Raw genomic sequence first — 25,089 nt, forward strand, 5'->3', positions numbered from 1 at the left:
CCCCGCTCCCCGGCATCGGCAGTAATGCCGCACTCGTCGGCACATGGCCGGTCTTCCCGGGCCCGTTTCGAGGGGTTGCAGGACGTGATGCTCCTGGTTTTCCGCCACATCCGGTGGCGCCTGCTGGTGTGGGCGGTCGTGATCACGGGCATGATCCCCCTGGCGAACGAGTCACAACGCGCAACGTTTCCCACGCCCGGCGACCGTGAGGCCTACGCTGCCATCGCGAACACCCCCTTGGTCGCCGCGCTCACGGGAACCCCGTATGCGGCGGACACCTTCGGCGGGATCCTGGTTCTCAAGATCTGGATGACGCTTGCGCTCACCCTGGTGTTGTCCACGGTCTTCCTGGTGACGCGCAATGGCCGTTCCGAGGAGGAAGCCGGGCGGACGGAATTACTGCGTGCCAACGTGCTGGGCCGCCACGCCTACACCCTGGCAGGCTGGTTGGTGATCGCCGCCTACAACCTCTCGGTCGGCGCCCTGGCGGTCGGCATCGCCTACGTGCTTCGTGCCATCGGTGATCTGCAGGGCAACGGAACCACACCCGGATGGACCTCCCCGCTGTCCCCGAGCGGATGGGCCCAGCAGATGCGGGCGTTCGGGGAGAACCAGTGGTGGCCATTGGCTCCCCTGGTGCTGGGTGCGGTCCTGCTGCGTGGCATTGCCATGGCCGTCGAAGCCTGACGCGACCTTGGCACCGGGACGCTGCCGGAGCGGTCGGGGCCCGCAACCGCCGACCGGTTCCTGACGACGCCATTCGGTCTGGCCCTGCGGCTGCAACGCGGGCAGCTCGTCGCGTGGTTCGCCACCGTGCTGGTCATGGCCTTGATGTACGGATCGGCGGCATCGGCCATGGCGGGCCTGCTTGGATCCAACACGGTGTTCATCGCCTTGGTCGGCGGGCACGGAGCCGCGACCACGAGCGGCGTAATCGGGTTCTTGTTGATGTTAAACGCGATCGCCGTGAACGCATTCGTGGTCGAGAGTGCATTGCAGCTGGGAACCGAGGAAGCCTCCGGGAGGGCCGAGTCCCAGCTCGCGGGGAGTGTATCCCGATTTCGGTGGGCTTGGGGACGACTCCTGGTGACGGTCATCGGCTCCGCCCTGCTGCTGGCGGTCGGAGGCACCCTGATGGGAGCGGCCTACGGCTCCTCGCGGTCCGACGCCTCGCAAGTGTGGGTGCTCACTGGGGCATCTCTGCTCTACTGGCCCGGCGTCATGGTGACGGCGGGCGTCGTCGTCCTGTTGATTAGCCTGGCTCCGCACCAAGCCTCCGCACTGTCGTGGTGCTATTTTGGCGTCTTGTCCGTCATCAGTCTGTTCGGGGCGCTGTTCGGACTCCCCCACCTGACAACACACAACGCACCTTTCACGGGAATGTCGATCTTCCCGGCAGATTCCTTTACGATTCTCCCCCTCGCGGCCGCGACCGCGATCGCCGTCGTGTTGTGGGCAATCGGGCTTGTGCGGTTCACCAGGCGCGACCTCGCCCCTGGCACCTAGTGCGTGTCTTGTGGTTTCACTGAAACCTTGGGCCCCTCTATCGTGCAAACGAAGTGGCGGCTAGCTTGGGAAGCCCAACCACCTGAACATTGGAGAATTACACGGCACATGAACTCGGAATGACGAAAATCATCGTGGGCGTAGACGGCTCGGAAGCTTCCCTCGAAGCGCTGCGAAAGGCCAGCTACCTCGCCGAGCCTTTGAACGCCCAAATCGAAGCAGTCGGTTGCTGGGAGTTCCCAAGGATGTATGACGGGTACTTGATGATGGGCATCGGGGGGCTTCAAGGAGAGCGTTGAGAAGGTGCTCAATCAGGCTGTGACAAGTGTTTTCGGATCAGCAACACCAAACAACGTCAAGATCAATCTTGTACAGGGAAACCCAAAAACCGCGCTCGTCAAGACCAGCAAGAATGCAGGCTTACTCATCGTTGGCAGGCGAGGACACGGCGGATTGGGCGGGCTCCTTATTGGCTCGGTCAGCTCCTCCTGCATCGCACACGCCAAATGCCCCGTCCTGGTGGTTCACGCACCGGAAGACGGTGAGAACGACTGAATATACCCGCAAGGCTTCATCTTGAGTTGGTTCAGCCCGATGGGTAAATCCACGGGACGGGACTTCATGCCCAAGTGCCTCCTGTGCGATTGGTTGATTCGACAACCTGCATCGGCGATTTCAGGGACCGCATTGCCGAGCCCGGCGGTTCGGGATCCCAGTCAAGGTGGCATACTCATCGGTTGCAGTTTGGGGCAGAGCAGACCCTACTGGTGGCCTCCCAGTGCACACATCAGGAGGGTGCACCAGAACCAGCAAGCATGTGAGGCACAGTCCAACATTCGACCTACTCAGCCAGTTCTGGGCGGTGCACTGCCTCACGTGGGTGCCCGATTTCGGAATGGGTCAAATTGGAATGGTTTTAGCTCGGCCAACGCGGCCATGAATTCATCCACTTTGAGCCTGGTAAGGCACAGCCGTCGAAACGACTGCCACCAATCCCAACCACGGGAACACAGGTGGGCGGCCCCGAACATTGAGAACCGCAAGGTGGCGGCGCTGTCTCGACCGTATGCTGAAGCATGGAATTCATTGACCTTGCGGGAACGATCGCCGGTGCAGGACTGATTCTGCTGATGGCCGTCGATGTCTTTCACACACTCCTCTATCCACACGGAACGGGTCCGGTCTGCAGAACGGTCATGCACGGACTCTGGCTACTTTTCAGACGATTCAGCGGCCGGGCCTCCCCCATTGCCGCGCCTGTGGGCATGGCTGCCGTTATCGGAGCTTGGGCATCCTTGTCAATTATGGGATGGGCACTCATATACCTTCCGCATCTGCCGGCCGGATTCGTCTACGCCGACGGTGTGCCCCAACACGGCAACTTCACAGAAGCCATATACATCTCGATGGTCAGCCTGTCCACGGTCGGCTATGGCGAAATCGCCCCGGCCACGCCTCCACTCCGGTTCATCATGGCTGCCCAGGCAGTGACCGGGTTCGGACTGCTCACGGCCACGGTCTCCTGGATTCTTCAGACGTACCCCGCGCTGAGCCGTCGCCGCGCCCTGGCCCACGACCTGAACTTGCTCAGGGAAGCGGCCGGCCCTCCGGGCGTCTTGTCATTGGAACCCGGGCATGCCACCGCACTGCTCGAATCACTGGCCAGGAACGTTTCCACGGTCAGCATAGACCTGCTGGCATTCAATGAAACCTACTACTTCAATGAGGCAAAGCAACGAGGTTCGTTGCCCGCGACCGTTGCCTACGCACAGCAATTGGCCTCCGACGCAATCACCAGCGCAAACGCTGATCTCCGGTTCGCTGGTCGCATGCTGCATGCTTCGCTCGATGACCTGGCCGAAGTTCTTCGTGGGAAATTCGGCCACTCGGGCCCGACGTCATCCGCAGTGTTTCTAAGCTACGAGACACGCCATAGACACCGCCGAAATCCGGACAGCGAGACCAGCTAGAAGAATTCCATGGTGGGAGTGGATGCTTCCCGGTCCGAAGCTCTTGATCCATGGTTTTTGTGAGGGCCTGGATTCGAGAATGAATTCAACGTGAACGGCGTACTGGAGCGATGATCTCGGTTAGTGGCGAACAAAGTTGAACAACACGCCACCGACAGGTGATTCGATGAGTCGAAGCCTTGGTGTTGGGGTCGTCGTCTTGGGCGGTGGGACAGAGTTCGCGATCTGATTTGCCGTGTCCCGTTGGCCACGGCCGATGCACGAAAAATCCGGCCGGGCTCCCGTTCTGGGACAGTATGTGCCAGCGAATCCCGCATTACTCTGCAGGCCGATTGACGCCCGGAGCGACTGCTTCCCGACCTTGTGAGTGCGAACCTGGTCGAACTTCGAACTTTTGAGTGCCCTTCAGCGCGCGTAAGGCGTTGAATATGGTCAGCAGGTCAACGATCTCTTGGCTCAGGGCTCCAAGGATTGCCGGCAATACTCCGGTGGCGGCCACCAACATGAGCAGTACGGAGAGCACGATTCCAAGCCAAATGGATTGCACTGCGATGTGTACGGTGTCTTTTCCAATGCGCACTGCCTGAGCCGCCTGGGAAATGCGCTCCGTCATGATGACCACGTCCGCGCTTTGTGAGGCAGCGGTGGACCCCCGCGCACCCATGGCAACACCAACCTCCGAAGCAGCCAGTACCGGGGCATCGTTGACTCCGTCGCCGACCATCATGACCGGGCGGCGTGTCAGCCCGCGCACAAAGTTGACTTTGTCCTCCGGCATGCATTCGGCGCGCACCCGAGTCAATCCCAGTTCGCCGGCAATGTGGTCGGCGGTCGCCTGCTGGTCTCCCGTGAGCATCAGCAGGTCTTGGATGCCCATGGAGCGTAGTTGCCACAGTGTTTCCGCGGCGTCTGGCCGTAACGCATCGGCCAACACCAGAACCCCGGCAAAGTGCCCGTCGACGGCGACATAGACCGAGGATTCACCCGAGGCAAGCTCGTAATGCCTCACGTCCGGGACGTGGGATTTGATCCATGCCGGCTTGCCCACCAATACCCTTCGTTTCCCCACCAACGCACTGACCCCATGGGTGGCCACCTCGCTGGCGTCCCGGACCGCGGAGATGGCCAGCGACCGGTCACTGGCGGCCGCCACGATCGAGGCCGCCAAGACGTGCGAGGAGTACTGTTCTGCTGCGGCGACCAGCGACAGCAATTCCTCTTCCCCCATTCCCTCGACCGGGTGGATCGAACGAAGCTGGGGTATGCCTTGGGTCAGGGTTCCGGTCTTGTCAAAGGCAACCGATTTCACGGCGGCAAGCCTCTCCAGTGTTCCGCCGTCCTTGACGATGACACCGGTGCGCGCTGCCCGGCTCATGCCTCCCATGAAGGCAACAGGTGCCGCGATGAGCAAGGGGCAAGGGGTCGCCACCACCAGCACCTCGGCAAAGCGCACCGGATCGCCGCTGGCCCACCAGGCAGCACCCGCAATGACATAGGCGAGCATCGTGAAGGGAACGGCGTAGCGATCAGCCAGACGGACGACGGGGGCCCGCGAGGCAGCGGCTTCGGTGACCAGTTCGACAATTCGCGAGTATTGCGAGTCCGCAGCGGTCGCGCTGGCACGCAGTGTGATGGCGCGCGCCCCATTCACCGCCCCCGAGAGCAGGGATTCGCCGGCGATTTTATATACCGGCATCGATTCCCCGGTAAGTGAAGATTCGTCAAAAGAGCCCTCGGGGTCAAGGAGCACCCCGTCAACCGGCAGGATTTCTCCGGGACGCACCAGCACCGCGTCCGCCACCATCAGTTCGGCCACCCGCACATCGTGAATGGTTCCGTCTGCTTCAACCCGGTGCGCCCATACCGGGACACGTTCCAGCAGCGATGACAGGGATTTCGTGGCGCGCATCTGCGCATAGTCCTCCAGGGCCTCGCCACCCGAGAGCATGAGGCAAATGATGAGGGCCGCCAGGTATTCGCCCACCACGACGGTGGCCAGGATCGCGGTAAAGGCCAAGACATCAATTCCCCAATGGCCCCGGGCAATGTCCTTGGCCATACCCCAGCCCAGGTGCACGGCCAGGCCCAGCGCAAAGGCACTGGCAACCAACTGCGCCAGCTGCCCCCACCCTGTACCCAACATGCCCAATGTGGCCAGCAGTACGATCAGCGTGACCACGACCACCGGGTATCTCTTGATCAATGGCAGCATCGTTTTCCTTTCCCGGGGAACGCTACCTCCATACTCGGCCGAGATTGGCTCCTCTGCTAGCATGGCAAGCCTTGCCATGGAGGCAGCGTGTTCCCCAGCGCTAGAGCCATCGCCAGAGGGATTCCCCAAGAAACTCCGCCAGCGCTGTCCGAACAACAAATTCACGGACATCGGAGTCGGGTGACAACAAAGAACCCTCAAAAGGACCGTTCAGAAACTGCCCTACCCCGGGCCGCGGGCACCATGGGCCAAGTCGAAGCTGGGCGGGTTGCCGGTGGCACGCAGAGCCTGGGCGTCGCGGCCCTTCGGCGGCATGAAACGCTCGACACCGTCCCACGGACCATTGATCCCCGGTTCGAAGTCCACAGATTCACCAGATCCCGGCCCGAATCAAACCCGTCCGGGCACCCTGGAACAACGCTTGGCGGCGCGGTCCGGTAGCACAGTGATGCAGCCCCCTTCAGGAAAATGGCATCCCACCTGGCAGGGACTGCGCGACGGGCGCACCGCCCTAAGAAAACAGTTGGATCGACGCGCGGAGGGTCCCCGCCGAGCGCTGGAGGAGTTCCTCTTCCCGGTCATCGAGGTGGGTGTCCAGCACCCGCCGGACACCGTCGGCCCCGACGATCGAGGGAACGCTGAGTGCCACGCCGTCGAAGCCCCGGTAGCCGTGCAGCATGCTGGAGACGGGAAGGATGCAGCGCTCGTCCTGCAGCACGGCTTCCACGATGCGCGCGCCCGAGAGACCGATCGCGTAGTTCGTGGCCCCCTTGCCGGCGATGACCTTGTACGCCGCGTTGACGACGTCGTGTGTGAGGGTCTCGAGGCGTTCGCGCGGGAACAACAGCGTCCCCGCATCATCCCTCCACTCCGAGAGCGGCGTCTGGCCGATGGTTGCGGTGGACCAGAGCGGGAACTCCGTGTCGCCGTGCTCGCCGACGATCAGTGCATGCACGCTCTGCGGGGCAACCTGGGCGACCTCCCGACAACCCGGCGCTGCGCTCGCCGGGGTCCACGTGCCGGCGAGCGCTAACCCATCAAAACCGTTCAACGCTCTTGAATAACGGGCCTTCTCAGGGTTACTTTGATGCAGGCTTCGGTTCCCGCCGGGCCGCCAGTCGTACCCGGAGGCCTCAATGCCCGAACCCGCAACACGAGCTGTCCTGTCAACACGCAAGGTCGTCTTCCTTGTCATCGCGGCCGCGGCTCCGATGGGGGCGATGGTGGGCAACGTCCCGCTGGCGCTCACCCGCACCAACGGCATCGGACTGCCCGTCGCGTTCGTGATCGCCTCGGTGATCCTGCTGTGCTTCTCGGTGGGCTACGCGGCCATGAACGCGCGGGTCGTGAACTCCGGTGCCTTCTACACATACATTGCGCGGGCCCTGGGCAAGCCGGCCGGCACCGCCGGCGCCTACGTCGCGCTTGTCGGCTACACCTCGATGGCCCTGGGCATCGGGGCCGCGTTCGGCTATTTCACCCATCTGGTCTTCGCGGGGCTCGGCATGTCCGTGCCCTGGTACGTCTTCACCGCCTTCGCGATCCTGCTGGTTGCTTTCCTGGGCTACCGCAGCGCCGAGCTCTCCGCCAAGGTGCTGGGCGTACTGATGGTCCTGGAGTTCGCTGTCCTGATCATTTTCAACATCCTGGTTGTCGGCACCAAGGGTGCGGCTGCCTTCCCCGCCGAATCCTTCACCCCGAACCAGGCCTTCTCCGGAACGCTCGGCATCGGGCTGCTCTTTGCCCTGACCAGCTTCATCGGCTTCGAGTCGGCGGCGATCTACGGCGAGGAATCCAAGAACCCGGAACGCACCGTCCCGCGCGCCATGTACATTGCGGTGGCCTCGATCTCCGCCTTCTACGTGGTGACGGCGTGGATCATCATCGGCGCAGCCGGCGGCCCGGACGCGCCGGCCATGGCCGAGGCGCAGCTCGGGGACATGGTCTTCAACCTGGCCAGGCAGTACGGCGGCGAGATCCTCTACGACGCGACGGCCGTGCTGCTATGCACCAGCGTGCTGGCCTCCTACCTGGCCCTGCACAACGCCGCAAGCCGCTACCTGTTTGCGCTCGGCGGCGAGGGCATGCTGCCCGCGGCGCTGGGTCGCTACCATGCCCGCCACCTGAGCCCGCATATCAGCAGCCTTGTCATCACGGCAACCACGGCGCTGGTCATGGGCACCATGGCCGCGCTCGGCGCGGACCCCTACACCGTCATCGCCGCAAGCCTGGTGGGACTGGGAACGCTGGGCATCGTCTTTGTGCAGGCCGCGACGGCCGTCGCGGTGCTCGTCTTCTTCTGGAGGCGGCCGGACAGGTCGCTCTGGCGCGGCATCGTGGCCCCGGCCGTCGGCGCTGCCGGCCTCGGCGCCGGTTTCATCCTGGTGACGCTCAACTATTCTGTCCTCACCGGCTCCGACAACGCACTGGTCAACCTGGTGCCGTTGTTGCTGCCGCTCACAGCCGTCGTTGGCGTGTTTGTGTCCCTGCGCCAGCGCCGCGCCAACCCCGCGGCCTATGCGGCGTTCGCCGCTTCCCGGCTGCGGCGCCGCTCCGCCGATTCCCTCGGGGACGGCGCACCGGCGACCTACACCAGGTCCTACTGTTTGGTCGGCGGCGGCCCGGCCTCCATGGCGATGGCCCGCGCACTCATCGTCGAGGGCGTGCCGTTCGACTGGTTCGAGAAGAACTCCGACTTCGGCGGCATCTGGGACATGAAAAACACCGGCACCCCCATGTACAACGGCGCGCATTTCATCAGCTCGAAGTACACCAGCGGCTTCCACGGATTCCCGATGCCGCAGGACTACCCGGACTACCCGCGCTGGGACCAGGTCCGCGACTACCTGCGCGGGTTCGGCAGGGCCGCGGGGCTCTACGGACACGTCACGTTCAACACGGAGGTCACCGAGGCGCGGCTGCAGACCGACGGGAGCTGGAGCGTGCGGCTCTCCGACGGCACACGGCGCGAGTACGACGGTGTGGTCGCGGCGCCCGGGACAACCTGGCACCCGAACGCCCCGCAGCTTCCGGGGCAGGAATTGTTCACCGGGCGGATCCGGCATTCGGCCACGTTCGCCGACGGCGCCGAACTGCGCGGCAAGCGCGTGCTGGTGCTTGGCGGGGGCAACTCCGGGGTGGACATCGCCTGCGAGGCGGCCCGCAACGCCGATGCCGCGTTCCTCTCGGTGCGCCGCGGCTACCGCTACTTCCCCAAGCACATCGGCGGAATTCCCACCGACGCGCTCGTTGCCGGCATCCTCGAACCGCCCCGCGGCGTGAGCCTCTCCGGGGACCTCGGCCAGGTGATCGACTCCCTGGTGGGAGACCTGACCCGGCTGGGCCTGCCGGCGCCCGACCACGACGCGCTGGCCAGCCACCCGATCATGAACGGCCAGGTGCTGCACCACCTGTCCCACGGCGACCTGGTCGCCAAGGGCGACGTCGTGCGCCTGACCGGACGCGGCGCGGTGTTTGCCGACGGCTCCGCCGAGGACATCGACGAGATCCTGCTGGCCACCGGCTACGAGTACAGGATCCCGTTCCTCGACCCGGAACTGCTGGACTGGGCCTCGGGCCGCCCGCGGCTGTACCTGAACGTGTTCCCGCGCCGGGTCGATTCGCTCTACGTGCTGGGCTTCATCGAGTTCGCCGATGCCGCCTACAAGCGCTTCGACGAGATGGCGCAGCTGGTGCTTATGGACATCAGGGCCAGGGAAACCGGGGTGCACCGCGAGGAGCTGCAAGCGCTGAAGGCCACCGACCAGCCCGACCTGTCCGGCGGCATCAGCTACGTAGACTCCCCCAGGCATGCGGGCTACGTCGGGAGCCAGGCCTACCAGTCCTACCTGGCGGAGCTGCGCGACAGGTTCGGCTGGCCGGACGTGGACGACGATTCGTTAGCGGCACCCGCGGCGGACGCGGATCCCGCCGCCGACCCAGCGGACAACGGGCGCGAAGACCCCGAGCTGATGGATGCAACGTCCTGAGCCCGGCACCGGCCGCGCCGGGAACGGCCTTCCCGCGGGCCCTTTCGGGGCGCGGCATGGCAGACTGTGATCCATGAGCGAACCAACGGACGCAGCAAAGCCGCCCAGCCGCGCACCGGGGCGGGCCCTGCCGCTCACGGTGGGAATCATTGGGTTGCTGGCAATCGTCGCGGGCATCATCACGCTGTGGATCGGCAGCAGCGAGGAACTCGCCTTCGGCTGGATGGCCTACGCACCCCTGAACGATTCCGAGTTCATGCCGGGCAGGTACCTCATGGGCCCCAAGCAAATCATCGGCTGCGTGCTGCTGGCCATCGCCGCCGCCTGCGCCGCGTTCCTCGCTGGCCTGTCGGTGGGCAGGCGCGCACGCTAGCGACGGGTGCTAGGGCACCAGCTACTGCACCGGTCCTGAGCTACTGCATTGTGCCGACCGGCGGCGCACCGACGAGCTCCGCATGGAGCGCGTACTCGGCGAGCAGGTGTTCGGTGAACCGTTCCACGGTGTAGCCGGGAACCAGGTCGTCCGCGGCGCCCACGCTGGACGGGTCCATCTCGATCCCCATGACCTGGTAGACGTCATCGAGCACGGCACGAATGGGCGCGGAGTCCTCGATGACAAACACGCTGGAAAAAAGCCACGCGCCGGAGATGACCCGCTGGGCCGTCCCCACCAGTTTCACTGCGTGCCGCGTCGGGGATTGCGCGCCCGGCAGCCCGTGGACGCTGAAATCACCGGAGCAGTACTCCCCCGGGATCGCCCCCACGCGGGCATCGATGCCTCCGCGCCGCAGTGCATCGGCATACAGCTGCCCCAGCACCTGGAAGCGTTGCTGGTGGCCCAGCATGGCCTCGCCCGCGGGCTCCACGTGGTCCAGGATCACGGTTCCGCGGTGGTAGGCCGCCGCACGGCCGCCGGCCTTGCGCACCACGGGGGCAAAGCCGTGCTCGCGCGATTTTTCAACCGCCAATTCGTAGCCCGGCAGCCTGACATCGCGCTGGCCGAAGGCCATCGTGGGGTCCGGCCGGTACAGCCGCAACGTTGCGGGCGAGCGGCCGTCGCGGACGGATCCCAGCAGCTCAATGCCTCCCATGAGATCGGCCGCCGGGTCGCCGCCGGGCACATCATGCAGGACGTGCAGCGTGTGGTCGGCATCGGGATTCCAAAGGCTCATGGACTCGATTCTAGGTCCGGGGCGATCAAAGGAATAATGGGAGCCGTGCCGAAACAACATATGCCCCTGATTTTGCTTGGTGGTGCTTCCGGATCCGGAAAGTCCTACCTCGCCCACCGCTTCGGCCGTCCCCACGTGGAGCTCGATAACTTCTACCGGGAGATCTCGGAAAACACCGCCGACTCCCCGCTCCCGCAGACCGGCTACGGCGAGGTCGACTGGGACCACTCCGGCACCTGGAACTGCGACAAGGCGGTCGACGGCCTGGTCGAGCTGCTGGAAACCGGGCAGACGCAGGTGCCGAACTACTCGATCAGCACCTCCAGCTACGACGGGACGCACCCGGTGGAGCTGGCCGACGGCCCGCTGGTCGCCGAGGGCATCTTCGTGAGCGAGGTGTTGGCGCCGCTGCGGGAACTCGGCATCGACGTCCAGGCCTTTTACATCGACGTCTCGGCGTCGCAGACCGCGCTGCGGCGGTTCGTCCGCGACGTCAAGGAACGCCGCAAGCCCATCGGCTTCCTGATCAAGCGCGGCCATGCGCTCTTCCGCGCCGACCGCCAGGTCCGCGCCAGGTACCTCGAGGCCGGGTTCGTGCCGATGAAAAAGAAGGCGGTCAAGGCCATGCTGGCCGATGCCGCCGCCTTCTAGGAAATTGCCGCAACCGGCCCCTTGACCATTGGCCCTGGCAGGGCTGGAATGGGATGAAGAGGCTCTGCATCCAGCCGGGCCGGATCGTTGGCCTTGGAGGTACCGCGGTGGTCGCCCCGACACTTGGCTTGCTGGCAATACTCGTCGGCATTGCAACGGCCTGGCTAGTGAACACCAGGCCCTCCCGGGAGCAGGATCCGGATGCGCGCTTCTGGTACGGCTTCACCGGATTCTGCCTGCTGGCCCCGATGCTCCTGATTGCCGCCATGCTGGACCGGTGGATTGGCGCCCTGGCCCTTGTCATGATTGCCGCAAGCGCCCTGGCGACCGGCAAGCTTGCCGCCCGCCGCGTTGAAAACCTGGCAGCCGCGGAGTCGCAGTCCCGGCGAGCCGCCGAGCATGCCGCCTTGGCGGCACGTCACGACTCGGTGCTCCGGGCCTGGAGCCGCTACGCCTTGGATCCGGCCGCGGCCATTGATTTTCCGGCGATGAACGACGTGCATGTCCCGGAGGTCTCCACCCTGGCCAAGGCGCTGGCCGAGGCCGAGCTGCTGCGCCGGGACCCGCAAACCCCGGCATCGGAGCACGCCGGAACCGGCTATCTCCAGGCCATCGGCCGTTTGGAAACGGCGTTCCGGCTGGCCGAGCAGGCGGCTGCGGACGCCGGCAGCTCCGAACGCATCATGCCGTGACATCCCCGTGCCCTCGTGAACTGGATCCGCCCGGCTTCAAGACAAGCGGACCTTGTTGACCGGGGATCGAGGGTCCCCGGTCAACAAGGTCCGCTTCCACAGTGGACTGTGTGTGACGCCGGTATCAGGCCACGTTCCGGGGTGTGTCCCCGTGCACGCCCACGGCAACGGCAAGGTCCTGCCAAGACATGCCTGTGCCCTTGAAGACGTTCGGGCGGTCCGTTGCCCGGGCAACATTCCCGCGCACCAGGTTGCTCAAGGTCAGCAGCGCGCCGGCGTCCAGCCTGCCTTCCTCGATGGCCATGACCACATCACCGGCCTCGCGCAGCGCGGTCTGGACGTCCTCGACGACCACCCGGGCACGGCCCATGAGGTTGGCGTCCAGTTCGCGGCGGTCCGTTTCGTGTGAACCCATGGCCACGATGGCGGCACCGTCCTTGACCAGGGAACCGTCGAAAAGCGGCTCACCGGCAGAGGTGGCACACACGATGATGTCCGCGTTTTCCACATCCCCGGCCTCTGCCGCACGGGCCGCGAGACCCAGGCCGCGGGCCTTGCCCACCATCTCCTCGACCTTCCGGGCGGAGCGCCCCGAAATCCAGACCTCGGACAGCGTGCGGATTTCGGCCATTGCCTCGATGTGGCCCCAGGCCTGCAGGCCCGTTCCGAAGACCAGCAGCGTCCCGGCATCCGGTGCCGCCAGCTTGTTGGCGGCCACGGCCGAAACAGCCGGGGTGCGCAGGGCGGTGAGCAGCGAACCTTCCATGAGCGCCTGCGGGCTCAGCGTCAACGAGTCCATCAGGACGTAGGTCGCCTGGATGCGCGGGCGGCCATGCTCCGGGTTGTTCGGTCCCACGGAGGCGACCTTGATTCCTGCCCAGGCTCCAATGACCGAGGGCATCAGCAACAGATGGCCTCCGCCGGCAGGCGTGTTCACGCGTGCCGGGTCGTTGGCCGGGTCGAAGTCGTCAAGCAATGCGGCTTCGATCAGTGCGCGGGCGCGCGCCGGGGAAATGGCCGCGGCAACTTCCCGCGAGCCGTACCAGCGTGGTGCGGTTTCGGTTGCGGCGCCCATTACTTGTTTGCCCCCGCGGTTGCTACTTCGCGGCTGGTGCCCGTCTCGGTTTCCCCGGCCTCGATCTCGGAGTCGGCCTGCGCCACGCGCGGGGCGAAGGAGACGGCAACGATGGAAAGCACGGCGATGGAGCCGATGTAAATGGCGATGGGGGCCCAAGAGCCGTCGAACCTTGCCAGCAGGAAGGTGCACAGCAGCGGGGCCGTTCCGCCGGCCAGTGCGGCACCGACCTGGTAGCCCAGGGTGACGCCGGTGTAGCGGACGCGGGTGGAGAAGATCTCGGAGGTCAACGTGCCGAGGGTCGCGGTGACCGGCGGCCAGACGACGCCCAGGCCGATGATGACGGCCATGAACACGGCCCAGTCCTGGCCGATGCCCAGCAGCAGGAAGAACGGTGCGGCGAACAGGCCGATCGCCGCGGCGCCCACCATGTAGACCCGCACGCGGCCCCATGAATCCGAGAGCCAACCCATCACGGGGATCATGATCGTGCTGGCCAGCGCGCCGGCGCTGACTGCGCCAAGCACCGTGGAACGCTCGAAGTCCAGGGTGCCGGTGGCATAGCTGACCACGAAGGTGGCGAAGATGTAGAACGGCGCGGTCTCGACGATCTTGGCACCAATGGCGATCAGCACCGAACGCCAGTGGTGGCGCAGGGTTTCGGCGATCGGCAGCTTGGAGACGTTGCCGGACTTCTTCTGCTTTTCGAACTCGGGGGTTTCGCCAAGCCCGCCGCGGATCCACAGGCCCACGATGATCAGGATGACGCTGGAGATGAACGGCAGGCGCCATCCCCAGGCTTCAAAGGCGTCCTTAGGCAACTGGCTGACCAGGGAGAACGCGATGGTTGCAAGCAGCATGCCGATGGTGATGCCGGTCTGCGGCACGCTGCCAAACAGGCCGCGGCGGTTCTTCGGCGCGAATTCGTAGGCGAGCAGCAGCGCGCCGCCCCATTCGCCGCCGATGGCCAGGCCCTGGATGACCCGGCAGAGGATCAGCAGTGCCGGGGCCAGCATGCCGACCTGCTCGTAGGTCGGCAACAGGCCGATGGCGACCGTCGCGCCGCCCATCATCGAGAGCGTGACGACCAGCGTCTTCTTGCGGCCGATGCGGTCACCGATGTGCGAGAAGACGATTCCGCCGAAGGGGCGGATGAAGAAGGTCAGCGCGAGGGTGAGGTAGGAGAGCATCTGCGAGACGTAGGGGTCCTCCGAGGGGAAGAACTGCTTGTCGAAGATGAACGCCGCGGCTGTTGCGTACAGGAAGAAGTCGAACCATTCGATGGCCGATCCACTGAGGCTGGCCGTGAGGACCTTCCCGTAGCTCACCTTCTTTGGTGCTGTTGTCGTTGCTGGCTGGCTCATGTGCCCCTACCCATCTTCAGCGCGGCCGGGGCCGGAAACCCTTCGCGGGGTGCCCGCCTGACGCGCAATTGTGACGAAATTATCCCGTGACATGCGCCACGGCCAGAGACAACAGTAAAATTTTACTCAGGGATATGCAAATGGCGCGGATCACACCGGCGTTTCAAATCCGGTGGTTCAGGCCCGCCGGGCGCCTTCGGGACCGTCGCCGGACTCGGCCTGCCCGGCCCAGACGCCGCGGGTGTGGCCGATATGCCGGCGCATCAATTCGGCAACGCCCTCGGCATCGCGGGCAACCATCAGGTCGAGCATTTCCCCGTGTTCGCGAGCCGTGGCCAGCAACTCGCCGGCATCGGCCAGCTGCTGCAACCCCGACAAGCGCGCCATCGAACGCAACCGGCGCACATTGTTGACCAGTTGCCTGTTCCCGGACAACGCCAGGGCGCGCAGGTGGAACTCGGTGTCGGCTGCGACGAATTCACGCAGGGCACCGCGCCGGGCCGTCTCATTGAGCACCTCGGCCAGCGGCCTCAACTCCTCCAGCTCCGCCACGCTGGCCTGGTGGGTCACCTGCACCATCGTGGGAACTTCGATCAGCGTCCGCAACGCCGCCAACTCGTCAAGGTCCCGGTCGCTGAAACCCTTGATCAGGTAACCCTTGTTGCGCAGGGCCTCGACGAGTCCCTCGCGGGCGATATCAATCATTGCCTCGCGAACCGGGGTCGGGGAGACGCCGAGCATCTCGGCGAGGGCGGGGGCCGAGTATATCTTCCCCGGGATCAACGTCCCGGCAACCAGCGCATCGCGCAGGGCGTCGGACACCTGCTGGCGCAGGCTGATCTCGCCGCCGCGGCCGGTCAGACGGACGTGGAACGGGTCGTGGTCCTGGTCGCGGCCCATTTACTTCTGCCCGGGCAGCGGCCGGACGGTGAGGATCTGCTCGCTTCGCCCGAACGGGCCGTGGATATCGTGCAGCACCGCGGAGGTCAACCCGATCCCGTCGGCGCCGTAGGTCTGCTGCGCCTCGATGCCGAGCCATTGGCCCTCGGGTGCGCGGTGCATGTGGATCTGCAGGTCGACGTTCGGGAACATCCACGAGCCCGGGCCCGGCGCCACCCGCGGTGCCACGCCGTTGGCGGTGTCGACCATGCCCATCAGGCGTACCAGGTCGGAGGTGTTTGTCCCCTCCACCATCTCAAAGCCGTTGCGCATCCACACCACACCCTTGCCCGGGCGGTGGCCGTGGGCGCCGCGGAATTCCAGGCCCTGGATGTAGCCGCCGGGCCACGGGGTCATGCCGTGAAAGGTCACAAGCTCCTCGGGGTGGACCACCGGCTTGTCCTCGGACGCGGCAACGGCCGTGGAGTCCAGGGTCTTCAGGCGCCAGCCTCGGGCCACGATGCAGGTGCGCCCCTGGGAGAGCATCTCGCCCTCGATGAGCTCGATGGTGCGCCCGGGCCTGATCATGCGGGTCCGGACCTCGAATTCTCCGCCGTGGATGATGCCGTGGATGTCCAGGCTGATCCTGGCCATGCGCATGTCCGCGCGCGGCTGGAAGTTCTCCATCGCGTGCACCAGGATGCCGGTGGCCGGCGCCATGTGCTGTTCGTGCGGATTCCAGGCGCCCTGGGCGTGGACCGTCGAGCGGTACGTGTTTTCGCCGGTGGGCCGGTAGTAGAAATCGCCGACGGCCAGTTCCGGCGTATTTGATTCGGCGGTTGCTTGAGTCATGTCTGCTTCCTTCTGCCCGGTGGCGTTGCCGCCCGCTTCTCTTGTTGATCAGCCTAGCCACCAATGCGACGCGCCCCGCAATCAACGCGCACGCGGCGCCAAATCCGCACCGGCTATTGGCCCGAAACACCGCCGCGCGTAGGGTGGGCCGCAGCAGCCCGCGCCAAGGAAAGGGACACCCCCATGCCCACCGTCGCCGAAACCATGATCGCCGTCTTCAAGGCCAACGGGGTCAAGCGGATCTACGGCGTGGCCGGGGATTCGCTCAACGGCCTGACCGACGCCGTGCGCAAGGACGGATCCATTGCCTGGCTCCCGGTGCGGCACGAGGAAACCGCGGCGTTTGCCGCCGGCGCCGAGGCTGAAATGACCGGAAACCTGGCGGTCTGCGCCGGAAGCTGCGGGCCGGGAAACCTCCACCTGATCAACGGACTCTACGACGCAAACCGCAACCGCGTACCAGTGTTGGCCATCGCGGCACATATTCCCAGCAGCGAGATCGGCAGCAACTACTTCCAGGAGACCCACCCGGCCGAACTCTTCCGCGAGGCATCGGTCTTTTGCGAGGCGGTCTCCACCCCCGGACAAATGCCGCGGCTGCTCGAGGTCGCCATGCGCACCGCCGTGGAGCGCCGGGGCGTTGCGGTGCTGGTGATGCCCGGGGACGTGGCGCTTGCCGAGGCGCAGGGCACGCGCACCAGCGTGGTCACCCGCAGCCGGTCGGCAATCCTGCCGCACGCGGAGGAACTGGCCCGGGCGGCGACCCTGCTCAACGACGCCCCGAAGGTCACCATCCTGGCCGGGGCCGGGGTTGCGGGCGCACACGCCCAAGTCATGGAGGTCGCCGAGCTGCTGGCCGCGCCGGTCGTGCATGCGCTGCGCGGAAAGGAACACATCGAGTACGACAACCCCTACGACGTCGGCATGACCGGGCTGCTGGGTTTCGCCTCCGGGTACCGGGCCATGGACTCCGCCGATGCGATCCTGCTGCTTGGCACGGATTTCCCCTACCAGCAGTTCTATCCGCAGAAGGCCAGGATCATCCAGGTCGACATGCGCGGAGAGCAGCTGGGCCGGCGCACCGGGATCGACGTGGGGCTGCTCGGCACCGTCGCCGACACGCTCGAGGTCCTGGCCCCGCTGTTGGGCAGGAAGACGGATCGAACGCATCTCCAGGACGCCCAGAAGCACTACCGCAAGACCCGCGAGAAGCTCGACGACCTGGCCGTGCCGTCCCGCAAGGGCGCCAAGATCCACCCGCAATTCGTCGCCCGCACCCTGGACAAGCTGGCCGACGAGGACGCGGTGTTCCTGGCCGACGTCGGCTCGCCCACGGTCTGGGCGGCAAGGTACCTGGGCATGAACGGGCGTCGCCGGCTGCTGGGGTCCTTCAACCACGGCACCATGGCCAATTCGATCCCGCAGGCCATCGGGGTCCAGGCCTCGAACCCCGGCCGGCAGGTGGTGACGCTTTCAGGCGACGGCGGGCTTGCCATGCTCATGGGCGACCTGCTGACCCTGGTCCAGTCCAAGCTGCCGGTGAAGATCGTGGTCTTCAACAACTCGTCGCTGAACTTCGTGGAGCTTGAGATGAAGGCGGCGGGTTTCGTCACCTTCGCCACCGACCTGTCCAACCCGAATTTTGCCGACGTCGCCACGGCCCTGGGCATCCGCGGGTTCCGGGTGGAAAATTCCGACGACCTGCCCGGGGCCCTGGACGAAGCCCTGGACCATGACGGGCCCGCCCTCGTCGACGTGGTGACGGCCCGCCAGGAACTGTCGATGCCGCCGTCGATCACCGCGGCACAGGCCAAGGGGTTCGCGCTCTATGCCATCCGCACCGTCTTTTCCGGAAAGGGCGACGAGCTGCTGGACCTTGCCGCAACCAACTGGCGCAAGCTTTTCTGAGCCTTACAGTGCGGCCCTCTGCAGCCGCAGCTCCGCCACGTCCCGCTCGGTTTCCTCCCGGGTGAGATCGGCATTCACGGCCGCCCCCACGCCGAGCCCGCTGGCTGCAGCCATGATGACCTGTTGCTTCGGGTCCGCGAGGCTTCCGGCGACCCACACTCCCGGAACACCGCTTTGCCCCATGGCATCGGCCTCGACAAACTGGCCAACACCCATCGGATGCTCCGAGGCCGTAAGCCCCAGCGAGGCCACGCCGGAAAGATCGACCTCGACCCCTGGCATGATCACCAAGGCATCAAGCGGATACACGGTGCCGTCGGAGAGTTCCACGCCCTGGATGGACCCGGCGGAACCGCGCACCGCGGCGATGTCCGCCTCGATGATCCCAACGCCACGGGCCTCAAGCTGTTCCAGATCCTCGGAACCCAGTTCCCGGTCCGGAGCCCTGAAGAGGGTGATGTTCTTGCTCCACTGGGTGAACATGAGCGCCTGGTGCACCGAGAAGGCGCTGTCCACAATGCCGATGTGCTGGTCCTTGACCTCCCAGCCGTGGCAGTAGGGGCAGTGCAGGACGTCGTTTCCCCAGTGCTCGGCCAGTCCGTCGATTTCCGGCAACAGGTCCTTCAGCCCTCCGGCGAGGATGATTCTCCGGGCCGAAACCTGGGGATTCCGTGCCAGCGAGACGGTGAATCCGGTCTCCGTGCGGAAGCTGTCCGTTGCCCGATCGGCAACAATGTCAACACCGTACTTTGCCAGCTCCGCACGTCCGGCAGCCAGCAGCTCCAACGGGTTCATGCCGTCGCGCGAAAGGTAGTTGTGCATCGCATCCGCCGGCGCGTTGCGGGGTTCGCCTGCGTCCACGACCAGCACCGAACGCCGTGCACGGCCCAAAGCCTGGGCTGCGCTCAGTCCCGCCGCTCCCCCGCCTATGATGACCACATCGTATGTTTTTGCCTGGTTTTCCATGGGGTTTCGCTCCTTGTGATTCGTCGCGTGACGTGCCGTCCGCACTGCGTCAAGCGTGCACCCGGATCGCGGAAGAATCCAAACATTTTTGCCGTTGTGGCAAACTGTTGGCATGGAGCAAGAAATCGAAGACACGCTTTCCCAGGTGGGCCCGAGGCTGCGGGCCCTGCGCACCGGCGCCAACACCACCCTGCAGGAACTCTCCGCACGCACGGGGATCTCGGTCAGCACGCTTTCGCGCCTGGAATCGGGCCACCGCCGCCCGACACTGGAGCAACTCCTGCCCTTGGCGCGGGCGCACGGAGTGCCGCTCGACGACCTGGTCGGCGCCCCCGCCACCGGCGATCCGCGGATCCACATCAAACCCATCACGCACCACGGCATGACGATCCTGCCGCTCAGCAGGGGATCCGGAGGAGGACTGCAGGCGTTCAAGAACCTGCTTCCCGCAGGCACCGATCGCAGCGTCCCCGATTTGCGCACCCACGAGGGCTACGAATGGATCTACGTGCTCAAGGGCAAGCTCCGCCTCTGCCTGGGCGAGCACGACATAGTCTTGCCGGCCGGAGAGGCAGCAGAGTTTGACACCCACACACCGCATTGGTTTGGCAGGGCCGACACCAACGCCGTGGAATTCCTCAGCCTCTTTGGGCCGCAGGGAGAGCGCATGCACGTCCGGGCAAAGCCCTCGAAGACACCCCAACGAAAGTAGCTTCCCGGCCCTTGCGGTGCCCCGGGATCCAAGCCTCGGGCCCTGAAGGACCCCAATGAGGAGACGCTTTCATGAAATGGATCATGACTGTAATCCTGTTGCTGATGAGCGCTGCCTCTTCCCCCGCCGGGACTCCGGGCTTGCCATGCGTGATGACCCCCGAGTCCATGCCCGAAAGCTGGAAGCCCACGAATGCGCAGCAGAAGAATCTACGCACCGAACCTTGGTCCGTGAGCGAAGCCGAAGAGGCGACGTTCGCCATCCGTTCCGGGCTGGATGAGATGCTCAATCTCTTCGCCAAGACCCCCACGGCACCCAAGGAGTTGTGGGACGACTCGGTGGTTGCCCTGATCGAAGTAACGTACTCGAGTGCGAACGCACCCGAGCTCGACGCCTAGGCACGCGACGGGGCACGCCGCAACCTGTCCACACTGATGCAGCCCTACCTCAAACGGTCCACGAAATCGGCAGTATGCTACGAATACGAGCTCCTGCTGCCGCTGGCAGTATACGCCCACACCCGGTTGCAGGAAGACGACGCCAGGATCGACAAGATGGCGCAGCTGACGAATGCCGCCTACAAGGACTGCGGAACGCTCACCGATGCCATGGGCATCGAGTACAAGGAAAAGTTCCGGATCGGGAAAGCCAACCTCGACGACGCCTTTGACATGGTGATTTGGAGCCGTCTGTTCATCGAGGGCCAGCTGGTTCCGGACCTTGAGATGCCTGGCGAGTCCCGTGATTTTCCGGCCAAGCTGTGGGCATTCCTCGATGACTACCCGCTTCCCGGGGCGAACACGTACAAGGACGGCGCCCGGAACGAGGAATTCATCGAGGTTGCCTATCTGGCAACCCACATTGCATACATTCCAACCGGCAACCACCGTTATCCCATTTACGTCTCCGACTCAACACACTTGTTCGACTTCCATCGCGAGAACTTCTATGCGGTGATGGAAATGGGCGAACTCGACCTGGTCGCCGAGTTCGTGGACTCGCTGCGCCAGTACAGCTCCACGTCCGAAAACGACCGTCAGGTGCCCGACGGAACCCGGTACTTGATTGGTGTCTTCCATTCCGGCGATGACCAATGGACGACCTACCGGGAAGACGGCGAAACGGATGCGGACGTCGACAACTACGACTTGATCCACAAAATCTGGACCGGGGTGCTGGGTGTCAGGGAGCGGGAAATATGGGCGCCCGCCCCCGGCACTTACGGCGGTGTGGTCCGGGACTGGCTGCCGTATCCGCGCTTCCCCCAGCGACCCGACTGATCGCGCCGGGCACCCATGACACCGGTCAAGTGCCGCCACATCTTCCCGTAACGCACAATGCACGCCTGGTCTCAACGACCAGGCGTGCATTGTGCTCATCAAGCGGCCTCCGGGGATTCGATCCCGCCGGGCGACTTCGCCAAGCGGCCCGGTGCTAGCGACTCGTGGGAACCTTACTATATAGCTTCCAGGACTTAACCCATCCGGTCTTCGAACCCAACTTCACTTTGGACCAGGCATTGCTGGTTTTCAGCAACTGCACCTTCTTACGCTTGGGCAAGCTTACAACTTTGGTCGCGCTGGGGCTCGCGCTTTTCAGCAGCTTGGTGTTGATAGCCGCATAGCGGTGCATCTTCCCCTGGGGTGCCGCGGCAGAAAGCTTGTATGTCTTGACCCATCCGGTATTCGAACCCAACTTCGCTTTGGACCAACTGTTGCTGGTCTGCAGCAACTGGATCTTTTCATACTTAGACACGCGCACCACCTTGGCCGCAGTGGAGCTTGCACTCTTCAGCAATCTGGTATTGGTGGATGCATAGCGGTACTGCTTCCCGGCGGGCTTGGCCACGGCACTGAGGTAACTCGAAGAGACCCAGCCGGTCTTGCCGCCGTAGGTGGTCCGGCTCCAATTCCCCGAGGTTGCGGTGACGGTGATCTTCTTGCCCGCGGGAATGGTCAGCAGGCGATCCGAGTCGACGTCGGCCGACTTGCGCAGGTTCAATCCTGCAGTTGTCCACCTGGTGTAGTTCCGGGTGGCGATCGGGGCCTTCGGCCTGGTGCTCTGGACGAGCCAGGTGGTTGAGCTGACGCGTCCGGAATCGTCCCTTGCCCGGATGCCGAAGATTGCAGTCTCCCCGGCGGCGATGGTCACATCCGCCGACGTCCCGGTGACGGTCTTGCCTGCCCACCAGATGCGCGAGTCGGACAACGAACGCACCATGATCTGGTACTTGGTGGCCCTGCTGACCGACTTCCAGCCCAGCTTGATCTTTCCGTCGCGGCTCACGGGAGAGTCACCGGAGTAGCTTCCGCTGGCGGCCGGCGCCTTCAGCACCGCATGGGCCTTGCCGTATTTCGAAGTGGACGCTGCAATGCGCTTGGAAACCTCGGTGCGGATCGAACCGAGCTTCGAATACAGGAACCGGCCCGGGCAGGCAGTCAGGTTGGTGTTGCGGTGCCCAAGGATGACGGGGACCGTCACCTGGACCCCGTTCTTGTACTTCGCGGTGGAGGGCCCGACCGTGCTGGTGGTCAGCGTGGTGGTGCCCTTGACGTTCAGGTTGTACTGGTAGCCCTTCCAGGCCAGCACGCGGGTCAGCGCCTCGACCAGGGCCTCCGGCGGTTCGACCTCGTCGAAGTTGCCCAACGCCGAGACGCCGATGGTGTTGGCGTTGTAGCCGCCGGCCTGGGCCCCGACGATCAAGTCGTTCATGGATCCGCGACGACCCTCGTAGATGTTGCCGAAGCGGTCGACGAGGAACTGGTAGCCAATGTCGTCCCACTTCAGGACATTGGTGTGGTAGTTGAAGATGCCGCGGATCTGATCCTTCGCCTGCTTCTCGGTGTACGTGTTCTTGCTGGCGGTGTGGTGCACGTACATGGCCTGCAGCTTGGCGGAGCGGCGCGTGGTGGTGTTCGCTTGGGACTCCTTGGCACCCCACTCCGACCGGGTGATGACGGCCGGCTTGAGCGCGGCGCCGTCGACCGACGTGCCGGTGGAAGCGGCAGTCGTTGCCTTGGGCTTGCTGTCCGTCACCAAGGTTCCCGCGGCAACCAGGTTGATCTTTAGGTCCGCCGGGGTCTCTCCGCTGGCCGTGAGCACACGCGCCTGGATGCCGTCCGCACTCAGGCTGAGCACCGGCTCGGTGCCCGCCTCAGTGCCTTCGCCCTCGGAGCCCGGGTTGAGCACTTCGAGGCTCGTCCACTCGGACCAGGTTCCGTCCTCGCGCAACCGAACGGCAGCCTCGATGACTTCGTCGTTTGCATCCGGGGTCCACGTCAGCCCGGCGGCGGTGAACTCCTTGGTCGCCTTCTCGGCCGTGAGTGCCGCCAGCTGGTCGTCGTCGGCGGGATCGGGTTCGGTCGTCGCGACGTTGAGGTCCTTCGCCGGAATCGACGCTACGGTGTCCGTCAGGTTCGGCGGCGTGAGGGCGGTGGCTTCCTCGCGCGCCCCTTCGTCCTCGGCAGCCGTCTCGTCAACCCCGGGGACGGCCATCTGCTGGAGGCCTTCTCCGGTGACCGTGGCCGGGGCCGTAGCGGGCGCCGATTCCGGTTCGGGTTCGGTGACCGACCCAGCGCCTGCGGCGCCGAGTGTTGTGGTTTCAAGAACGGATGGAGCGGCAAAAGCCGGAGCTGCGAATGTGGGCGTGGCTATCAACGCTGCCGTCAGCAGCGCCGCAGGCAGCCTCAAACGGCGCACCTGTCCCCCGGAAGTGGTAGTCATTGTGCAACTCTAACGAATTGACAGATTGCATACCTAGTTCGCCACTCCACAAGTCCCGTGATTCCGTCCGGGAAATTTGCGCGGGGCGCGTATGGCGATCGGGTCATCTCCGACCACACATGCATCGTCCAATGAATTGCGACATGGGCCACACGCGAAATAAATGAAGCCGATTCGGCGCTGTCGTTGATTGACACAATGTCCTGCGAGAGGAACCACCCCCATGCTGTTTTCCCCCATGCAACTTGGCTCCATGGAATTGCCCAACAGGCTTGTCATGGCACCGCTGACCCGGATCCGCGCCGGAAAGCAGGGCATTCCCGGTCCGTTGCTGGCCGAACACTACCGCCAGCGCGCCTCGCTCGGGCTGATCGTCAGCGAAGGCACCTATCCCAGCCGTGCCGGCCAGGGCTTCCCGGGCCAGCCCGGCCTCGTGACCGAGGAACAGCTCAAGGGCTGGTCGGCAGTGACGTCCGCCGTGCACGCCGAGGGCGGCAGGATCTTCGCCCAGGTCATGCACGCCGGCCGAGTCACCCACGAGGACACCAATGGCGGCCATCCGGTCGTGGCGCCCAGCGCCATCGCCATCGAGGGGCAGACCCGCACCTACGAGGGCAAGAAGGACTTCCCGGTCCCCCACGCCCCTGCCACCGAAGAACTCGCCGGCATCGTCCAGGAGTTTGTCCAGGCGTCGCGCAACGCCATCGCGGCTGGCTTCGACGGCGTGGAACTGCACGGGGCCAACGGCTACCTGTTGCACGAGTTCCTTGCCGCCGGGGCAAACACGCGCGAAGACGGCTACGGCGGCTCCCCGGCCAAGCGCGCCCGTTTTGTCATCGAGGTGACACGGGCGGTCGTTGCGGCAATCGGCGCGCAGCGGGTCGGCATCCGGCTATCGCCCGAACACAACGTCCAGGGCACCCTTGAGCTCGATCCGGCCGACGTGCAGGAAACCTACGGGATCCTTGTCGATGCCCTGGCGCCATTGGACCTCGCGTACCTGAGCCTGCTGCACAAGGACCCGGCGAGCGCCCTGGTCCAGGACCTGCGGGCCAGGTTCAACGGACCCTTCCTGTTGAACACCGGGTTCGGCGTCATCACCACGCGGGACGAGGCCATCTCGCTGGTGGCGGACGGGCTCGCCGACGCGGTTGTCGTCGGGCGCCCGGCCATCGCGAACCCCGACCTGGTGCGCCGCTGGCGCGAGGACCTCCCGCTGAACGAACCCGACGCCGCGACGTTCTACGGTCCCGACGCCAGGGGCTACACCGACTACCCCTCCTACCAAAACTAGGATCCCGCGACGGTGCCCGCCCCCGCTGCGGGGGCGGGCACCGTCGCCTGCGCGTGGAAATGGAAGGCGGTCCCCCCGCGACAGGGTGATCCGGCGGGATGCCGCAACACGGGATCCATAGCGC

24 protein-coding genes are annotated in these 25,089 nt (G+C 65.2%); 14 read left to right on the plus strand and 10 right to left on the minus strand.

What is annotated here, in order from left to right:
* The first annotated feature begins 84 nt into the window (after window positions 1-84).
* The 5 genes from JOF47_RS08245 to JOF47_RS08260 all read left to right on the plus strand — a co-directional run bounded on the left by JOF47_RS08245 (window position 85) and on the right by JOF47_RS08260 (window position 3,476).
* The gene (locus JOF47_RS08245; protein WP_209997127.1) at window positions 85-687 is read left to right on the plus strand and encodes a hypothetical protein; all 603 of its coding nucleotides are present in this window, start codon (window positions 85-87) and stop codon (window positions 685-687) included.
* Window positions 688-822: 135 nt separating this feature from the next.
* Window positions 823-1,506, plus strand: a complete 684-nt coding sequence (locus JOF47_RS08250; protein WP_209997128.1) for a hypothetical protein — start codon at window positions 823-825, stop codon at window positions 1,504-1,506.
* A gap of 119 nt (window positions 1,507-1,625) precedes the next feature.
* Window positions 1,626-1,805 (plus strand): universal stress protein, encoded by a 180-nt coding sequence (locus JOF47_RS22315; RefSeq protein ID WP_342592737.1) that lies wholly within the window; start codon window positions 1,626-1,628, stop codon window positions 1,803-1,805.
* 4 nt (window positions 1,806-1,809) lie between these two features.
* The gene (locus JOF47_RS22320) at window positions 1,810-2,061 is read left to right on the plus strand and encodes a universal stress protein (protein ID WP_342592738.1); all 252 of its coding nucleotides are present in this window, start codon (window positions 1,810-1,812) and stop codon (window positions 2,059-2,061) included.
* Between the two features lie 749 nt (window positions 2,062-2,810).
* Entirely contained in the window at window positions 2,811-3,476 is a 666-nt protein-coding gene (locus JOF47_RS08260; protein ID WP_245356307.1) for a potassium channel family protein, read from the plus strand.
* Between the two features lie 316 nt (window positions 3,477-3,792).
* Here JOF47_RS08260 and JOF47_RS08265 read toward each other — a convergent pair whose 3' ends face one another.
* From JOF47_RS08265 to JOF47_RS22160, 3 genes are all read right to left on the minus strand, one after another.
* Window positions 3,793-5,688, minus strand: a complete 1,896-nt coding sequence (locus JOF47_RS08265; RefSeq protein ID WP_209997130.1) for a heavy metal translocating P-type ATPase — start codon at window positions 5,686-5,688, stop codon at window positions 3,793-3,795.
* 222 nt (window positions 5,689-5,910) lie between these two features.
* Window positions 5,911-6,054, minus strand: coding sequence for a hypothetical protein (locus tag JOF47_RS08270; protein ID WP_209997131.1), 144 nt, complete (start codon window positions 6,052-6,054; stop codon window positions 5,911-5,913).
* A 145-nt stretch (window positions 6,055-6,199) separates the two neighbouring features.
* Complete coding sequence (locus tag JOF47_RS22160) at window positions 6,200-6,883, minus strand: Rossmann-fold NAD(P)-binding domain-containing protein (RefSeq protein ID WP_281070239.1); 684 nt, start codon at window positions 6,881-6,883, stop codon at window positions 6,200-6,202.
* Here JOF47_RS22160 and JOF47_RS08280 point away from each other — a divergent pair.
* Both JOF47_RS08280 and JOF47_RS08285 read left to right on the plus strand, forming a co-directional pair.
* On the plus strand, window positions 6,825-9,677 hold the full coding sequence (locus tag JOF47_RS08280; protein WP_209997132.1) for an amino acid permease: 2,853 nt from the start codon (window positions 6,825-6,827) through the stop codon (window positions 9,675-9,677). The two genes, JOF47_RS22160 and JOF47_RS08280, sit on opposite strands and share 59 nt — an antisense overlap.
* 73 nt (window positions 9,678-9,750) lie before the next feature.
* Window positions 9,751-10,050, plus strand: coding sequence for a hypothetical protein (locus JOF47_RS08285; RefSeq protein ID WP_209997133.1), 300 nt, complete (start codon window positions 9,751-9,753; stop codon window positions 10,048-10,050).
* A 40-nt stretch (window positions 10,051-10,090) separates the two neighbouring features.
* Here the strand turns inward: JOF47_RS08285 and JOF47_RS08290 are convergent, their stop codons facing one another.
* Window positions 10,091-10,849, minus strand: a complete 759-nt coding sequence (locus tag JOF47_RS08290) for a lipoate--protein ligase family protein (protein ID WP_209997134.1) — start codon at window positions 10,847-10,849, stop codon at window positions 10,091-10,093.
* A gap of 36 nt (window positions 10,850-10,885) precedes the next feature.
* Here JOF47_RS08290 and JOF47_RS08295 point away from each other — a divergent pair, with 36 nt between their 5' ends.
* Both JOF47_RS08295 and JOF47_RS08300 read left to right on the plus strand, forming a co-directional pair.
* On the plus strand, window positions 10,886-11,500 hold the full coding sequence (locus tag JOF47_RS08295) for a uridine kinase family protein (RefSeq protein WP_209997135.1): 615 nt from the start codon (window positions 10,886-10,888) through the stop codon (window positions 11,498-11,500).
* Window positions 11,501-11,553: 53 nt separating this feature from the next.
* Window positions 11,554-12,192 (plus strand): hypothetical protein, encoded by a 639-nt coding sequence (locus tag JOF47_RS08300; protein ID WP_209997136.1) that lies wholly within the window; start codon window positions 11,554-11,556, stop codon window positions 12,190-12,192.
* A gap of 124 nt (window positions 12,193-12,316) precedes the next feature.
* Here the strand turns inward: JOF47_RS08300 and JOF47_RS08305 are convergent, their stop codons facing one another.
* From JOF47_RS08305 to JOF47_RS08320, 4 genes are all read right to left on the minus strand, one after another.
* Window positions 12,317-13,267, minus strand: a complete 951-nt coding sequence (locus JOF47_RS08305; RefSeq protein ID WP_209997137.1) for an ornithine cyclodeaminase family protein — start codon at window positions 13,265-13,267, stop codon at window positions 12,317-12,319.
* Window positions 13,267-14,631 (minus strand): MFS transporter, encoded by a 1,365-nt coding sequence (locus tag JOF47_RS08310; RefSeq protein WP_209997138.1) that lies wholly within the window; start codon window positions 14,629-14,631, stop codon window positions 13,267-13,269. Before JOF47_RS08310 ends, JOF47_RS08305 begins: the two co-directional genes overlap by 1 nt.
* 177 nt (window positions 14,632-14,808) lie before the next feature.
* A complete protein-coding gene (locus JOF47_RS08315) occupies window positions 14,809-15,531 on the minus strand; it encodes a GntR family transcriptional regulator (RefSeq protein ID WP_209997139.1) in 723 nt (240 codons plus the stop codon).
* Complete coding sequence (locus tag JOF47_RS08320; RefSeq protein ID WP_209997140.1) at window positions 15,532-16,362, minus strand: thioesterase family protein; 831 nt, start codon at window positions 16,360-16,362, stop codon at window positions 15,532-15,534. It abuts the gene before it with no gap.
* Window positions 16,363-16,545: 183 nt separating this feature from the next.
* Here JOF47_RS08320 and poxB point away from each other — a divergent pair, with 183 nt between their 5' ends.
* The gene (poxB, locus tag JOF47_RS08325; protein WP_209997141.1) at window positions 16,546-18,270 is read left to right on the plus strand and encodes a ubiquinone-dependent pyruvate dehydrogenase; all 1,725 of its coding nucleotides are present in this window, start codon (window positions 16,546-16,548) and stop codon (window positions 18,268-18,270) included.
* 3 nt (window positions 18,271-18,273) lie between these two features.
* Here poxB and JOF47_RS08330 read toward each other — a convergent pair whose 3' ends face one another.
* Complete coding sequence (locus tag JOF47_RS08330) at window positions 18,274-19,236, minus strand: NAD(P)/FAD-dependent oxidoreductase (protein WP_209997142.1); 963 nt, start codon at window positions 19,234-19,236, stop codon at window positions 18,274-18,276.
* A gap of 112 nt (window positions 19,237-19,348) precedes the next feature.
* On the opposite strand from JOF47_RS08330, the gene JOF47_RS08335 reads away from it, so the two are divergent.
* The 3 genes from JOF47_RS08335 to JOF47_RS08345 all read left to right on the plus strand — a co-directional run bounded on the left by JOF47_RS08335 (window position 19,349) and on the right by JOF47_RS08345 (window position 21,228).
* A complete protein-coding gene (locus tag JOF47_RS08335; protein ID WP_209997143.1) occupies window positions 19,349-19,948 on the plus strand; it encodes a helix-turn-helix domain-containing protein in 600 nt (199 codons plus the stop codon).
* 71 nt (window positions 19,949-20,019) lie between these two features.
* On the plus strand, window positions 20,020-20,346 hold the full coding sequence (locus JOF47_RS08340) for a hypothetical protein (RefSeq protein ID WP_209997144.1): 327 nt from the start codon (window positions 20,020-20,022) through the stop codon (window positions 20,344-20,346).
* Window positions 20,347-20,382: 36 nt separating this feature from the next.
* Complete coding sequence (locus JOF47_RS08345) at window positions 20,383-21,228, plus strand: hypothetical protein (RefSeq protein WP_209997145.1); 846 nt, start codon at window positions 20,383-20,385, stop codon at window positions 21,226-21,228.
* A 154-nt stretch (window positions 21,229-21,382) separates the two neighbouring features.
* On the opposite strand, the gene JOF47_RS08350 is transcribed toward JOF47_RS08345, so the two are convergent.
* Entirely contained in the window at window positions 21,383-23,671 is a 2,289-nt protein-coding gene (locus JOF47_RS08350) for an SH3 domain-containing protein (RefSeq protein WP_209997146.1), read from the minus strand.
* A gap of 223 nt (window positions 23,672-23,894) precedes the next feature.
* Between JOF47_RS08350 and JOF47_RS08355 the strand changes: the two genes are divergently transcribed.
* On the plus strand, window positions 23,895-24,965 hold the full coding sequence (locus JOF47_RS08355; protein WP_209997147.1) for an alkene reductase: 1,071 nt from the start codon (window positions 23,895-23,897) through the stop codon (window positions 24,963-24,965).
* The last annotated feature ends 124 nt before the right edge of the window (window positions 24,966-25,089 follow it).

Origin of the sequence: Paeniglutamicibacter kerguelensis (genome assembly GCF_017876535.1) — a bacterium.
GTDB lineage: Bacteria > Actinomycetota > Actinomycetes > Actinomycetales > Micrococcaceae > Paeniglutamicibacter > Paeniglutamicibacter kerguelensis.

What these genes read in the sequence shown, in the direction of transcription:
- JOF47_RS08250 (WP_209997128.1), top strand. Translation starts at nt 823, where the DNA reads ATGGCCTTGATGTACGGATCGGCGGCATCGGCCATGGCGGGCCTGCTT.
- JOF47_RS22315 (WP_342592737.1), top strand. Translation starts at nt 1,626, where the DNA reads ATGACGAAAATCATCGTGGGCGTAGACGGCTCGGAAGCTTCCCTCGAA.
- JOF47_RS08260 (WP_245356307.1), top strand. Translation starts at nt 2,811, where the DNA reads ATGGGATGGGCACTCATATACCTTCCGCATCTGCCGGCCGGATTCGTC.
- JOF47_RS08265 (WP_209997130.1), bottom strand. Translation starts at nt 5,688, where the DNA reads ATGCTGCCATTGATCAAGAGATACCCGGTGGTCGTGGTCACGCTGATC.
- JOF47_RS08280 (WP_209997132.1), top strand. Translation starts at nt 6,825, where the DNA reads ATGCCCGAACCCGCAACACGAGCTGTCCTGTCAACACGCAAGGTCGTC.
- JOF47_RS22160 (WP_281070239.1), bottom strand. Translation starts at nt 6,883, where the DNA reads ATGACAAGGAAGACGACCTTGCGTGTTGACAGGACAGCTCGTGTTGCG.
- JOF47_RS08285 (WP_209997133.1), top strand. Translation starts at nt 9,751, where the DNA reads ATGAGCGAACCAACGGACGCAGCAAAGCCGCCCAGCCGCGCACCGGGG.
- JOF47_RS08290 (WP_209997134.1), bottom strand. Translation starts at nt 10,849, where the DNA reads ATGAGCCTTTGGAATCCCGATGCCGACCACACGCTGCACGTCCTGCAT.
- JOF47_RS08295 (WP_209997135.1), top strand. Translation starts at nt 10,886, where the DNA reads ATGGGAGCCGTGCCGAAACAACATATGCCCCTGATTTTGCTTGGTGGT.
- JOF47_RS08300 (WP_209997136.1), top strand. Translation starts at nt 11,554, where the DNA reads ATGAAGAGGCTCTGCATCCAGCCGGGCCGGATCGTTGGCCTTGGAGGT.
- JOF47_RS08305 (WP_209997137.1), bottom strand. Translation starts at nt 13,267, where the DNA reads ATGGGCGCCGCAACCGAAACCGCACCACGCTGGTACGGCTCGCGGGAA.
- JOF47_RS08310 (WP_209997138.1), bottom strand. Translation starts at nt 14,631, where the DNA reads ATGAGCCAGCCAGCAACGACAACAGCACCAAAGAAGGTGAGCTACGGG.
- JOF47_RS08315 (WP_209997139.1), bottom strand. Translation starts at nt 15,531, where the DNA reads ATGGGCCGCGACCAGGACCACGACCCGTTCCACGTCCGTCTGACCGGC.
- JOF47_RS08320 (WP_209997140.1), bottom strand. Translation starts at nt 16,362, where the DNA reads ATGACTCAAGCAACCGCCGAATCAAATACGCCGGAACTGGCCGTCGGC.
- poxB (WP_209997141.1), top strand. Translation starts at nt 16,546, where the DNA reads ATGCCCACCGTCGCCGAAACCATGATCGCCGTCTTCAAGGCCAACGGG.
- JOF47_RS08330 (WP_209997142.1), bottom strand. Translation starts at nt 19,236, where the DNA reads ATGGAAAACCAGGCAAAAACATACGATGTGGTCATCATAGGCGGGGGA.
- JOF47_RS08335 (WP_209997143.1), top strand. Translation starts at nt 19,349, where the DNA reads ATGGAGCAAGAAATCGAAGACACGCTTTCCCAGGTGGGCCCGAGGCTG.
- JOF47_RS08340 (WP_209997144.1), top strand. Translation starts at nt 20,020, where the DNA reads ATGAAATGGATCATGACTGTAATCCTGTTGCTGATGAGCGCTGCCTCT.
- JOF47_RS08345 (WP_209997145.1), top strand. Translation starts at nt 20,383, where the DNA reads ATGCAGCCCTACCTCAAACGGTCCACGAAATCGGCAGTATGCTACGAA.
- JOF47_RS08350 (WP_209997146.1), bottom strand. Translation starts at nt 23,671, where the DNA reads ATGACTACCACTTCCGGGGGACAGGTGCGCCGTTTGAGGCTGCCTGCG.
- JOF47_RS08355 (WP_209997147.1), top strand. Translation starts at nt 23,895, where the DNA reads ATGCTGTTTTCCCCCATGCAACTTGGCTCCATGGAATTGCCCAACAGG.